9 protein-coding genes are annotated in these 12,927 nt (G+C 64.1%); 4 read left to right on the top strand and 5 right to left on the bottom strand.

Annotated features, from left to right (window positions below; all coding sequences use genetic code 11):
• Positions 1 to 66 precede the first annotated feature (66 nt).
• The 3 genes from ACYPYD_RS27610 to ACYPYD_RS27620 all read left to right on the top strand — a co-directional run bounded on the left by ACYPYD_RS27610 (position 67) and on the right by ACYPYD_RS27620 (position 3,735).
• Positions 67 to 1,467, top strand: a complete 1,401-nt coding sequence (locus ACYPYD_RS27610) for a M20/M25/M40 family metallo-hydrolase (RefSeq protein ID WP_459667047.1) — start codon at positions 67 to 69, stop codon at positions 1,465 to 1,467.
• Positions 1,464 to 2,741 (top strand): Xaa-Pro dipeptidase, encoded by a 1,278-nt coding sequence (locus tag ACYPYD_RS27615; protein ID WP_459666974.1) that lies wholly within the window; start codon positions 1,464 to 1,466, stop codon positions 2,739 to 2,741. The genes ACYPYD_RS27610 and ACYPYD_RS27615 overlap by 4 nt, the downstream gene beginning before the upstream one ends.
• A 70-nt stretch (positions 2,742 to 2,811) precedes the next feature.
• Positions 2,812 to 3,735, top strand: coding sequence for a calcium-binding protein (locus ACYPYD_RS27620; RefSeq protein ID WP_459666976.1), 924 nt, complete (start codon positions 2,812 to 2,814; stop codon positions 3,733 to 3,735).
• A gap of 3 nt (positions 3,736 to 3,738) precedes the next feature.
• Here the strand turns inward: ACYPYD_RS27620 and ACYPYD_RS27625 are convergent, their stop codons facing one another.
• Both ACYPYD_RS27625 and ACYPYD_RS27630 read right to left on the bottom strand, forming a co-directional pair.
• On the bottom strand, positions 3,739 to 5,364 hold the full coding sequence (locus ACYPYD_RS27625) for a phytoene desaturase family protein (protein WP_459666978.1): 1,626 nt from the start codon (positions 5,362 to 5,364) through the stop codon (positions 3,739 to 3,741).
• Entirely contained in the window at positions 5,361 to 6,530 is a 1,170-nt protein-coding gene (locus ACYPYD_RS27630; RefSeq protein WP_459666980.1) for an aromatic ring-hydroxylating oxygenase subunit alpha, read from the bottom strand. The genes ACYPYD_RS27625 and ACYPYD_RS27630 overlap by 4 nt, the downstream gene beginning before the upstream one ends.
• 36 nt (positions 6,531 to 6,566) lie before the next feature.
• Here ACYPYD_RS27630 and ACYPYD_RS27635 point away from each other — a divergent pair, with 36 nt between their 5' ends.
• Positions 6,567 to 7,160, top strand: coding sequence for a TetR family transcriptional regulator C-terminal domain-containing protein (locus tag ACYPYD_RS27635; protein WP_459666983.1), 594 nt, complete (start codon positions 6,567 to 6,569; stop codon positions 7,158 to 7,160).
• On the opposite strand, the gene ACYPYD_RS27640 is transcribed toward ACYPYD_RS27635, so the two are convergent.
• From ACYPYD_RS27640 to ACYPYD_RS27650, 3 genes are all read right to left on the bottom strand, one after another.
• Positions 7,157 to 8,443, bottom strand: coding sequence for an amino acid permease (locus ACYPYD_RS27640; protein WP_051586699.1), 1,287 nt, complete (start codon positions 8,441 to 8,443; stop codon positions 7,157 to 7,159). The genes ACYPYD_RS27635 and ACYPYD_RS27640 overlap by 4 nt on opposite strands.
• 43 nt (positions 8,444 to 8,486) lie before the next feature.
• Positions 8,487 to 10,784: a TonB-dependent receptor gene (locus tag ACYPYD_RS27645; RefSeq protein WP_459666985.1), complete on the bottom strand. Its 2,298-nt coding sequence runs from the start codon at positions 10,782 to 10,784 to the stop codon at positions 8,487 to 8,489.
• Positions 10,785 to 10,996: 212 nt separating this feature from the next.
• Positions 10,997 to 12,775, bottom strand: coding sequence for a tetratricopeptide repeat-containing sulfotransferase family protein (locus ACYPYD_RS27650; RefSeq protein ID WP_459666987.1), 1,779 nt, complete (start codon positions 12,773 to 12,775; stop codon positions 10,997 to 10,999).
• Positions 12,776 to 12,927 lie beyond the last annotated feature (152 nt).

Consider the following 12,927-nt stretch of genomic DNA (forward strand, 5'->3'; position numbering starts at 1 on the left):
TCGCGTTCGCAGCGATTCTTCGTCGGCGAGGACGTGAAAGACACGACATTCAGGGGCTTCATCACGATGCGCTTTTCGATCCCGGTCCTGCTTTCCCTCGGCGCCAGCCTGCTCGCATCGAGTACCGCGCAGGCGAAAGGCCATCCCGAGGCGGAAGCGCAAGTGCTCGACCTGTCGAAGCGCGCCATCGCTCTTCGCTCGGTGCAGGGGCCGGGCAACAAGACCGGCGAAGTCGCGGCGCTGTTCCGCGATGCGCTGCTGAAAGCCGGGTGGACCGCCAGCGACATCGAGATCGTGCCGCTCGGCGACACCGCCTACCTGATCGCGACGTGGAAGGGCAGCGACCCCGGCCTCAAGCCCCTCGTCATTTCCGCGCACATGGACGTGGTCGAGGCGAAACCGGAGGATTGGGTGCGCGATCCCTTCACCCCGGTGGTGGAGAACGGCTATCTCTTCGGGCGCGGCGCCAGCGACACCAAGTTCGAGGCGGCGCTGGCGCTGTCCTCGGTGATCGAACTGCGGCGCGAAGGGTTCCGGCCGAAACGCAGCATCGTCATCGCCTATTCGGGCGACGAGGAGACGACCATGGATACCTCCAAGGTCATCGCCGAGCGGCTGAAGGGCGCGGAACTGGTGCTCAACGTCGACGGCTCCTCGGGCACGCTGTCGGAGGCGGGCAAGCCGCTCTACTGGAGCTGGCAGGGGGCCGAGAAGACTTACGTGGACTACAAGGTCGAGGTGACGAACCCCGGCGGTCACAGCTCCGCGCCCCGGCCCGATAACGCGATCGTGCAACTGGCGCAGGCGATGGAGCGGATCGGCGCCTATCGCTTCAAGCCCGAACTCAACGACGTGACGCGCCAGTACTGGACCGGCGCCGCGAAGATCGAGCCCGACCCCAAGCTCGCGGCGGCAATGAAGGCCTTCGTTGCCAATCCGAACGATCCGGCAGCGTTGCAGGTGCTGCGCGCCAATCCCGCGACGGTCGGGCGCGTGTCGACGACTTGCGTGCCGACGATGATCTCGGGCGGCCATGCCCAGAACGCGCTGCCGCAGAGCGCGACGGCCAACATCAACTGCCGTATCTTCCCCGGCCACACCCGGCCCGAGATCATGGCGGAACTGGAGAAGGCCGTGGCCATGCCCGCAACGAAGTTCACCGACGTGACCGGCGACGATTCGGTCGAGGCGCCCGCATCGCCGGTGCGGCCGGACTTCGTGACGGCAGTGGGCAAGGCGGTGAAGGCGGCGTGGGGGCCGGTGCCGATCATCCCTTCACAGTCGTCGGGCGCTTCGGACTCGATGTGGTATCGCGCGCTCGGCGTGCCGAGCTATGGCGCCAGCGCCTCGATGATCCGGGACTCCGACGAATTCGCCCATGGCCTCAACGAGCGCATCGGCCTGCTGAACATCGCGCCGGGCGTGGTCTACTACACCACCTTGCTGACGGACCTCGCAGGCAAGTGAGGGCGGCGGCGCTCGCTGCGGCTCTGGCTCTTGCGGGGCTGGCTGCTCCGGGGAGCGCGGCGTCGGTCTATGTCAGGGCAGGGCGCTTGCTCGACGTGGAGAGCGGCACTGCCAGCACCGGGCAATGCGTGCTGGTCGAGGGCGAGCGGGTGGCGAGGGTCGAGCCTTGCGCCGTGCCGCCGCCGGGTGCCGAAACGCTCGACTGGTCGGCCTATACGGTGCTGCCGGGGCTGATCGATCTCCACACACATCTTGCCGATACCGGGCAGAGCGCCGACGTCGCCGCGCCGCTCAAGACTTCGCCGCAACTGACGGCGCTGATCGGCGCGCACAACGCGAAAGTGACGCTGGAGGCGGGCTTCACCACGGTGCGCGATGTCGGCACCTATCGCGGGCTGACTGACGTGGCCTTGCGTGATGCCATCGCGCAGGGGCTGGTGCCGGGGCCGCGCATGTTCGTCGCGGGCGCCTACATCACCTCGCCCGGCGGTGGCGGCGAACTCAACGGCGTGGTGCCCAACGACCAGCTTCCCGCCGACATGCGCCTCGGCGTCGTTCACAATGCCGGTGAAGCGCGCGAGAAGGCGCAGTACCTGTTCGATCACGGCGCCGACTTCATCAAGATGATCGCCACCGGCGCGGTCCTCGCGATCGGCACCGAGCCGGGGCAGATCGAATTGAGCGACGACGAGATGCGCGCCGTCGTGGACGTCGCGAAGGCGCACGGCAGCTACGCGACCGCCCATGCCCACGGCGCGGCGGGCATCAAGGCGGCGATCCGCTCCGGCGTACACAGCATCGAACACGCCAGCCTGATCGACGATGAGGGCCTCGCCATGGCGAAGAAGGCGGGCGTCTGGCTGGTCATGGACATCTACGACGGCGACTGGATCGACGAGCAGGGCACTCGTGAAGGCTGGCCGCAGGAGTACTTGCGCAAGAACCGCGAGACGACGCAGCAGCAGCGCGACGGTTTCGCCAAGGCAGTGAAGCGGGGTGTGAAGCTAGGCTTTGGCACCGACGCGGGTGTCTATCCGCATGGGCTGAATGCGCGGCAGTTCGCGTACATGGTCCGCTACGGGATGACCCCGGCGCAGGCGATCCGGGCCGCTACGATCGATGCCGCCGCGCTGATCGGGCATGAGAAGGAACTGGGCTCGATCGCGCCGGGCAAGTTCGCCGATATGATCGCGGTGGAAGGTGATCCGCTGTCCGATGTGCGTGTGCTGGAGCAGGTCGTTCACGTGATGAAGGCTGGTGCGGTAGCGAAGTAGTCCGATGGTCGAGGTGCGTTAGGGTATCTTTAGGTGACGTTGAGTGCCGTTATCTAGCCGGGAGGTCCGCATGGTCGCAGCAATGTTTTCACGCAGACAAATGGCTGCCGGGCTGGCGGTCCTGCCGCTGGTCCCGGCAACCGTCCGCGCGGCGCCCTCGCGGCTGGACAGGGTGATGGTGCAAGGGCGTCCGCAGGATACGGCCTCGCTCTACAAAGTGCGCAACATATTGCCTGCGCTGGATAAACTCGGCGGCCTGCGGCGAATGCGATGCCGGGAGCCCTACAGCGGGACGCCCGGATGGAACACGTACATCGGTCTCGCGCGGGCGGGCGTGACGTTCTGCTTCACCCTCTCCGGCCGGGAAATCGCAAAGTCGATCGCCGATCTCAAGGCTTTCGCCGCTCAGGCTCCCGGTGCGATCTGGGCCATCGAATTCCCGAACGAGCCCGATCTGAATCCTGTAACCTACAACGGCGTTCGCGATCCGCGTCTAGGATTTAGAACCGGAAATGCTCCGGCATTTATTTCGTATATCAAAGACTTCTCGGCAGAATTTAAAGCAGAATCAAGACTGAAAACGATTCCCCTCATCGCCAGCAACGACTTCATGCAGGCAGACCAGGGGCCTTTCACGACTTACGGCAACGCCCATATCTACCCCAGCCCCACAACCGTGGTAGCGGACCGCCTGAAGGGCTTCGGCAAGAAGATAGAGGCAGGTCGCCATACACAAGGCGTGATCACCGAATGGGGCAGAACCACGGGTGGAAGCGCGAAAAACGTTACTTCTCCGCCGGTTTCGCTGGACCAGCAGGCCAGCCTGCTCGCCTCCGATGTTGAGGCTGCGCTCGCCCAGCCCTTCATCCGCGCGATCAGCCTTTACGAACTGTTTTGCTGGGCCGGACCCGGCGAGATGAACAACTTCGGCCTGTTCAACGCCGACCTGACTCCGCGCCCCGCTGTCGCCGCGATCCGCGCGGTGATCGGCTGAAGCTCAACGAAAACGCCGGTACATCCCGCCGAAACCCAGCGCCATTCCGCGACTGTCGGCAATGACCTCATGCGCGCAATTATGCCCCGGCGCGCCGGTCACCCCGCCGCCGGGATGCGTTCCCGCACCGCACATGTAGAGCCCCTTGATCGGCCCCCGATATGCGCCGTGCCCCAGCACCGGCCGCGCCGACCACATCTGGTCGAGCGTCAGATTCCCGTGCATGATGTCTCCGCCGACCAGCCCGAACTTGCGCTCCAGCCCCTTGGGACTGAGCACCTGTCGTCCCAGGATCGAGGCGCGGAAGCCCGGTGCATGCGCCTCCACCGTGTCGATAATGGCATCGGCGGCCTTGTCCTCCTCCATGTCCCAGTCGCGTCCATCGGGTAGTTCGGGCGCGAATTGCTGGCAGAACAGGCTGGCGACATGCTGGCCCTGAGGGGCGAGGCTGTCGTCCACGGTAGAGGGGATCAGCATCTCGACGATAGGCTTGCGCGACCAGCCGAACTGCTTGGCGTCGATGAAGGCGCGGTCCATGTAATCGAGGGTCGGGGCGATGATGATGCCGGACTGATGATGCTCGCCGGGCTCGGGAAGGCACGTAAATCTGGGCAGTTCCGAAAGCGCCACGTTCATCCGGAACGTGCCGCTTCCCGCCTTGAAGCCCTTCATCCGCCTCCGGAAGTCGGCATCGAGGTCGGTGGGCGCGATCATCCGGTCGTAGAGCAGCTTCGGCCCGACATTGGCGATCACGCGGGGTGCGGCGATCTCCTCGCCGCTTTCGAGGCGCACACCTGCAACTTTGCCGCCATCGACCAGGACCTGCGAGACCGGCGCTTCCAGACTGATTTCGACACCGAGGTCGCGGCAAACCTTGGCCATGATCTGCGTGATCGCGCCCATGCCACCGACGGAGTGACCCCAGGCGCCCTTCTTCCCGTTCACCTCGCCGAAGACATGGTGCAGCAGGACGTAGGCGCTGCCGGGCGTGTCAGGCGAGGCATAGTTGCCGACCACCGCGTCGAAGCCAAACGCGGCCTTCACGGCCTCGCTCTCGAACCAGCCGTCCAGCAGGCTGCGGGCCGACTTGGTGAACAGGTCGAGCACGTCGCGCTGGGCTTCCATGGACAGGCCAGCCAGCTTGCGCCCCTGCAGGGCCGCATCGACCAGCGCGCGCCAACCACCGCCTGCCTCGGGCGGGGTCCTGAGAGCGAGGTCGCGCAGCACCTCGGCGACGCCTTCAAGGGCATCGTAATAGGCCGGGAGAACATCGGCGTCGTGCGCGGAGAAACGGCGGAACTCCGTCTGTGTGCGCTCCAGTCCGCCGCCGAGCTTGAGGTAGCCGCCATCCTCCTGCGGCAGGAGATTGCTGATTGGCCGCTCGATCACGTGGTAGCCGTGGTCGGCAAGGCGCATGTCGGCGATGACCTTGGGCTGCAGCAGGCTGACCGTGTAGCTGGCGACCGAGTTGCGAAAACCGGGGTGGAACTCCTCCGTCACCGCCGTCCCGCCGACGATGTCCCGCCGCTCCAGAATGCGCACCTTTAGCCCTGCGCGGGCGAGATAGAAGGCGCAGGTCAGGCCGTTGTGGCCGCCGCCGATGATGAGTGCGTCGTAACGGTCGGTCATGCGGTCCTGCTCCAGCCGGGGGCGGGGGAATGTTCGAAGCGGGCAGCGGGAATGATCTCCCGCATACGCTTGCAGAAGTGGCGCAGGCAGACCTCCTTGTCGGAGAGCGGCCCGATCGAGAAACTGCGCGACGCCATGCCCGCCTGCACGCGGGTGATGAGCGCGGTATCCTCTGCGTTCACCTCGCGATTGATGCGCCAGTTGAGGTAGCGCGCCGCCTTCATTTCGCGCCGGTGATCATCGAGGACATAGCTGATCTCGCGGATAATGCTGGTGGTCGGGCTGACCGGAAGCCATTGCATGAAATCGACCTGATCGGGATAGATGTCGAACGCGACGTTCGGCCACAGCTTGAAATAGAGCCAGTGGCGCTGCCGTTCCGGCGGCAGGTGCGGCACTGGCGGGAGCAGGCGCTGGTACATCCGCTCCGACCAGTTGGCGGAGGGCATGTCCATCAGGTCGCCCCACATGCGATCGACGTTTGCCTCAGCCTCTACGCCATAGCTGCGGCCGAACAGCCGTGTGAGGCCCGGATGGGCGACCGGGATGTGCAGCCCGTCGGAATAGTTGTCGCCTATGTTCTTCCAGTTCACATCGCGAGGGCGCAGGGTCACGCGGCCGAGCGCCTTCAACTCGCGGAAGCGATAGGGTGCCACCATCTGCTCATAAGGCGCCATCATCCGGGCCACCGATGGGCCGCCGTCATTGACCAGCCGCACGAAGACGAAGCCACTCCAGACATCGATCTCGACTGGAGCAAGCCCGTGTTCGGCTCTGTCGAACGCAGGATAACTGGCGCTATCGGGCACGCCGGTCAGGCGACCGTCGAGGTCGTAAGTCCAGGCGTGGTAGGGGCACACCAACTTCTTCGCGCAGCCGTTCGAACCATCGACGATGCGCGAACCGCGGTGTCGGCACACGTTGGTGAAGGCTCTCAGGGCATCGTCCCTGCCGCGCACCACGACCACGCTCTCGCCGATATAGTCGAGCGTGTGCCAGTCGCCGGGGTTGGGGATGTCGCTTTCGTGGCAGACGATCTGCCAACTGGGCGCGAACACGCGCTCCTTTTCCGCCTCGAAGAATTCGGCGTCGGAGTAAGTCCACGCGGGCAGGCTCCAGCCTTCCAGCGGATCGGTCATGGGGGCGTCGGCGACTTGCGTTGCCATGGCGGGCTCCTTGCTATACGATCGTATAACAAGCATATGGCCCAGCATCAATCCTTCACGCGGGAGCATCCCGACGAACGCCGCCAGAGCCTGGTGGAGGCTACCGCCAGGTGCCTTGCACGACATGGCGTAGCCGGGACGTCGGTAAGGGCGATCTGCGCCGAGGCGGGTGTCTCGCCGGGGTTGCTGCGCCATTACTTCGCAGGCGTGACCGATGCGATCGCACAGGCCTATCGTTGGACCGGCGGCCGCGTAGAGCAAGCGCTGGCGGATGCGGTGGCCGCCGCGGGCGAGGAGCCCCGCGCTCGACTTCTGGCCTATCTGTCGGCCAGTTTTCGGCCGCCGATCGCCGATCCGGCCCTGCTCGCGACATGGCTTGCGTTCTGGAGCATGACCCCGGTGAATGACGGGATCGGCCAGCTACATCAGCAGATATACGGTCAGTTCAGGACGGGTATCGAGGAGCTTATCCTCGCAGTGAATCCCGCCATGGGCGGTGCCCGATTGCCTGCGATCGCCCTGACTGCGCTGATCGATGGCCTATGGTTGGAACTTAGCCTGGGCAAGGCGCCGTTTACGCCTGACGACGCAGAAGGGCTCGTCGAAAAGTGGCTCGATGCGCTGCTTTAGGTTTCGCGGCGGGTCCAGAGCCAGATCGGCAGGCCCAAGGCCATGAGGATGAAGCTCATCCCGCTCGCGCCGATGCCTGCGCCCCACAAGGCCCACAGCGCGTAGAGCGTGCCCAGAGCGGCGAACGGACGACAGACCCGCAGTTTCCACGCGGCCAGTGCGCAGGCGAGGTAAAGCCAGAGGGTCGCCGAAGTGGACAGCAGCAGCAGGTATTCGAACAGGCCGCGCATGGAGCGCAATCCGTTCATGATCACGAAAAGCGTCGTGATTCCGGTCGATACCACAAGCGCGCGGCGGGGCGTTCCCTCGCCATCGGTGGAGGCAAACCACCGGGGAAGTAGTCCCCGAACTGCCATGTCGCGTGACAGTTCGGCTTCGAGCAGGGTCCAGCCATTCAGGGCTCCGACGCAGCTGACCACGGCGAAGAGCGTGACCATGGCGGCCGCCGATCCGTTCCAGTAGCGCGCGACGAACGTGGCGAACGGCGCAGGGGACGCGGCCGCGATGCTCATCGGCAAGAGCATCGCGATGGCGGAGCAGACGATAAGGTACAGCAATCCGGTTAGTCCCGTTCCCCATAGCGTGGCGCGGGCAATGTTCACTTGCGGATTGCGTACCCGCGCCGCGACGATGCTGGCGGATTCGAACCCCAGTAAAGCCCACAAGGTGAGCGTCGCCGACGCATTTATGGATCCCGGTGTGATCGGCACGGCATCGAGCGGCATGACCTGGGCTTCACCGTTGAACAGCAGCCTTGCCGCTATGACGATCACGACGAGCAGCGGCACGATCTTGATGGCTAGGGTCGCGATCTGAAAACCGCCGGCCGACCGCAAGCCGCGCAAGTTGATGAGAGCGGTCAGCCACAAGAGGACGATTGCCGCCAACGCAGGTCCGAATGGGGCGGCTGACAGGGCTGGAAGTACGCTCGACATATAACTGACTGCGGCTACGGCGATCGTCGCAACCGCAGTCCAGATAGAGACGAGGTAGATCCAGCTGACGAAGAAACCCGTCATCTGACCGAATGCGACGGACACGAAGCCGGCTGGACTTCCCGCGCCGGGTTCGGCCTTGGTCAATCCGGTGAGTACGTAAGCTAGGACCAGGACGCCTGCGGTCGTCACGATCCATCCAGCGACCGCGTTCCAGCCAAGCGGGGCGAGACTGGCCGGCAGGAGAAAGACGCCGGAACCGATCATGTTGCCCATGACCAGAGCCATCGCGGCAAGGAGCCCGAGATGCTCCTTGCCGAGGCCGGTGCCATCGCTGGCGGTGCTCACTCCCGCGGGCGGACCGGTATCGTCTCCTGCGACGTCCAAGCGATCAGAAGTCCCGTCCGATCTTCAGCCCGATCACGCGTGGCCGGATCACATAGTCGTAGAACACGCCGCCCGTACCGGTCTGCCCCAAGGGATCGCCACAGGTGGTTTCAAGGCATTGGACGGAGCTGTTGATCACCCCGTTGCTGTCGAACATGTTGTTTGCATAAATATCAAAGCGCCAGATATCATTCTTTATACCGATACTGAAGTCTGCGGTGGTGTAGGCGGCGAATTCGCCCTTGATGGCGTTCTCTGCATTGCGCAGATCGCTGCGTCGCTTGCCGATGTAATTGACTGCGCCCTGGATATGACCGGTCCATTCGCCGATCGGGAATTCGTAGCGAGCCAGGGCATTGCCCTTGAAGCGCGCGGTGATCGGCAGATGCGTTCCGGCTTGAGCCAGGCGGGTGTTCCCGTCGGGAATCGAGCAATCGAACGTGGCATTGGCGATGAGGCAGAAATCCTTGGTGATCTTGGCATCGTTGTAGCTGCCCGAGGCATTGAGCGTCAGCCCGCCCTTGCGGTAGCCCATGTCGAATTCGACGCCGTAAATCCGTGCCTGACCCGCGTTGCGGATAAGCGTCAGCCCGTTTTCACCAAGGAATGATAGCTGGATGTTGCTCCAGTCTTCGCGGAACATCGCATAGTTGAAATGGAACGCGCCGATCTGGCTCTTCCAGCCGAATTCGTAGTTGTCCAGCGTGTCCGGCGCATAAGGTGGCTGACCGCCGCGACGATTGATCCCGCCAGGGCGGAAGCCGCGCGACCAGGTGGCATAGACCAGCCAGTCAGGCGTCAGCTTGTAGGTCAGGTTGGCCTTGTAGATAGATCCGGTGTCCGACGTCTTGGCATCGAGGTTGGTGCATGGCGAACCGGCGACCTTCGCCTCTTCGAAGCAGGCAGCGACGCCGGTGCGCGGCGAATAGCCGGCGCTGTAGCCGAAGAACCCTACGAGCGAGTTCTTGTACTTGTAGACCCGCAGGCCGCCTGTCGCGGTAAGCTGGTCGGTGATGTCGAAACTCAGTTCGCCGAAAGCGGCATAGTCGCGGTCCACGCGTTTCTGGCGGGTGAGCCAGATATCGCTTTCGGTGCCGGGCACGGTGATGGCGTCGGCGATGCCGTCGATGATGTAGTTCTGCGTAATTTCATGGACCTGGCGCTGGGCGAAGAGCCCTGCCATCAGGCGCAGGCGGCTATCCTGCGGCGAAGAGATACGCAGTTCGCCGAATTGGCGGCGGTATTTGTCACGCCCCTTGATGTACTGGTTCGGGCTGACGAGATCGCCCGCATTGTCGTAGAGGAACTCGCCCGAGCCATAGAGCGCATCGTAAAAGTAAGAGTAGTCCGAATAGTCGGACTCCGTGCGGTCCTTGCGGTTGAGGATGCCGCCCGTGGCGACGAGGTCCCAGTTGCCGATCTTGCCCTCGATGGTGAGGGCGGCCTGATACCATTCGTCCTTGCTGCTTTCGGGGTTGTACTGGACGGTCTGGAGCTTCTTGCTGACCGCGCTCGAGCGTTCCTGCGCGAAGCTGCCGTTGACCTTCTGGACCTGCCCCATCAGCGTCGGGGTGATCGTCCAGTCGTCGTCCAGTTCGATGCCCAGCGCCATGCGGGCGCCGTAAGTGTCGACGTCGTTGTAATTCTTCTCGACGAGGTCTGCGTTGGTCTGGGTTATGCCCGAGACCGGGTATGTCCGGCTGCCGGCGATGTTGTCGATATAGCCGCCGTCATGCCGATACCAGCCGACAACGCGCAGGGCCGAGCGGTCGGACAGCCTGAAGTTCAGGAACCCCTGCGCCACGCCGCCGACATCGCCGTGGGCGACGGAGTTCAGTTCCATGTCGGCCGCGCCGTAGGTGCCCGAGTAGTCGGGCTTGTTGGTCACGATCTTGATCGTCCCCGCCATCGAGCTTGCGCCGTAGAGGGTGCCTTGCGGCCCTGCCAGCGCCTCCACGCGCGCGATGTCGTAGGCATGGATATCGAGCGCACCCTGGATGGTCGTGATCGGCATCTCGTCGAGGTAGGTGCCCACGGTCGGCAGCGGACCGGAGTGATTGGCGTTCTCCCCCGAGGCCACACCGCGGAAGTAAACCTGGCTGAAGCCGGGCTGAGTGGTCTGGATCGTGACCGAGGGGATGTTCTTGACCGCGTCCTGCAGTTCCTTGACCTGCAACTCGCGCAATTTCTCGCCGCCCAGCGCGGTGATGGCGATCGGCACGTCCTGGAGATTTTCGGTTCGCTTTTGCGCGGTGACGAGGATGACGCCATCCTCACCGGCGGCTGGAGCGCTTTGCGCCAACGCAGGTTGCGCTGCAGCAATCGCGGACGACCCGAGCAGCGCGATGACAGCGCTGCGACGACAACCAAAACGTGATGAATTCACCCGCTTCCCCCTGTAATTGCCTGATCGGGAAGCGGCCACAATTCATGAGATTTGACAATAGGTCAGCTATCGAACGCTAATTGTGCAGTGCAATGTATGACATTTTCGCCACAATTTACAGAGCCGCTTCACCGTGTCGCATACGTCTCCGGCAGATCGCCAAGTGCCCGGCGCAGCGGGCCGAGCCAGGCGTCGTAGGGGCGCCACTGGTCCACGCCATCGCGATTGAGGGGGCGGCGCACCTGCTCGCTCGACGCGGTTCGAACTGCCCTGTCGTTGCGATGGAACTGAAGGCACCCTTCCTCGAAATCGAGAGCGAGATAAGCGAGAAGGGCGCGTACTTCCGCTTCGGGATCGTCCAGCAAGCGCTCATGAATTACCCGATGGATCCGTCCGGGCATGATCACGTCGTAATGTGCCATGGCGCGGACATATTCGGCATAGTAGCGTCCGATGTGCTCCAGATCGTAAGAGAACGCCTGCCCTTTCGCGAAATGCTGCCGGAAATTCGAGAAGCAGCAGTCCAGCGGAGCGCGGCGAGCGTCGATGATCCTGGCATTGGGGAGGATTGCGGCGATGAAGCCTGCATAAGCCCAGTTGTTGGGAAGTTTGTCGATGTAGAACGGCTTGTCTGTCTTGCGCTGGATGCGGGTGCGCTCGATGAACTCGGCGCCCAGTTCGGCAAGGCGGGAAGGGGGCATCGCGGCGAGCGCTTCCGGCCATTCCCGTGCGCTGCTGCCATAGGCCTGTGCTTCCCGCATGGCCATGGCTGGAATGTCTGGGAGTTCCATGGTGCCTTCCACCCGGGAATGGCTCGACAGAATCTGTTCGATGAGCGTGGAGCCTGCGCGCGGCAGGCCGAGGATGAAGATCGGGTCGGGGCAGGGATGGCCTGCCCCCTCGATCCGGGCAAGCAGTGTGGGGGTTACCGCTGCGATCACGGCATTCACCTGTTCGCGCACGACCTCCGGATCGAAATCGAGCTGTTCGCGGCGCACACGATTACCCGTCTCGTAGTGCTTGAAGGCGAGGTCCGCCACATTGCGATCGTCCAGCGCCTTGCCAAGTGCAAAGTGCAGGTGCAGGCGGTCGTCGTCAGAGAGCGTCTCGTCCTCCAGCGCGGCTTCCATAGCGGCGAGATCCGCGTCGCTGAACTGCCATGTCTTGAGGTTCGCCAGGCTCCACCAGACTTCCCCGAGCCCCGGTTCGATGGCGATTGCGCGGCGGTAGGCGGCAACGCTTTGCGCCTGCTCGCCCAGCGTCTTGAGAATGTGGCCGTAGCTCATCCAGAGCCTGGCGTGATCCGGAAACGTTTCCGTGAGGTCCGCATAGATGCGCCGCGCTTCGGCATAGTCGCCTATCCGTCCCAGCGCCGCCGCACGCAGGTTCAGATCGCCCGCCTGTGCTTCGCCTTGCGCGAGCACTGTGTCGAGAACGGCGACGGCCTCTGCGAAACGGTTCTGCCGATAGAGCGCGATGGCGAGGTTGGCGCGTGCCGCCGTGAAACCGGGGGCCAGTTCTAGGGCGCGGCGTAACAGTGCCTCGGCGTCGCGATAGCGGCCGATGCGGCCCGCCAACTCCGCCATCATCCGGATCGCTGCCACATCGGTGGGCTGGTCGCGAAGCCTTTGTCGCAGGCCGGCTTCCGCCACGGGCAGATCACCGGCGAACAACGCCCGGGCAATGATGACGAGGTCCGGGTCGTGCGCCGAAGCGCGGATTGCGTCTCCTTCGGCCATAATCGCCTCTTCGTCGCGCCCCAGGGCCCGCAGCGCCCGCCCAAGCATCCGGTAGGCCACGGCATTACGGGGTTCGCGCAGGATTCTGGCGCGCAAGACTGGCACTGCGCGTGCAGGGTCGGCAGCGACAAGGGCGGAGATCGAAACGGCGTCGGCGGGGCGGTTCATCTGCGTCCGGTTATGGGCAAGTCACGACATCATCACAAGCACGCCCGCCGCATCGTCCCGCGCTTGTGCATCTTGCAGGATTATGACAGCTTCTCGTGTGACTTGATCGCCGTAAAAGGGATCGTTAGCCGGGCGCTCCGCAGGCCGGGCTG

The organism is Novosphingobium sp. 11B (assembly GCF_054589055.1).

Excerpts from the sequence above, each read along its gene's own strand:
- ACYPYD_RS27625 (WP_459666978.1), bottom strand. The coding sequence starts at position 5,364 with ATGACCGACCGTTACGACGCACTCATCATCGGCGGCGGCCACAACGGC.
- ACYPYD_RS27610 (WP_459667047.1), top strand. The coding sequence starts at position 67 with ATGCGCTTTTCGATCCCGGTCCTGCTTTCCCTCGGCGCCAGCCTGCTC.
- ACYPYD_RS27630 (WP_459666980.1), bottom strand. The coding sequence starts at position 6,530 with ATGGCAACGCAAGTCGCCGACGCCCCCATGACCGATCCGCTGGAAGGC.
- ACYPYD_RS27650 (WP_459666987.1), bottom strand. The coding sequence starts at position 12,775 with ATGAACCGCCCCGCCGACGCCGTTTCGATCTCCGCCCTTGTCGCTGCC.
- ACYPYD_RS27635 (WP_459666983.1), top strand. The coding sequence starts at position 6,567 with ATGGCCCAGCATCAATCCTTCACGCGGGAGCATCCCGACGAACGCCGC.
- ACYPYD_RS27620 (WP_459666976.1), top strand. The coding sequence starts at position 2,812 with ATGGTCGCAGCAATGTTTTCACGCAGACAAATGGCTGCCGGGCTGGCG.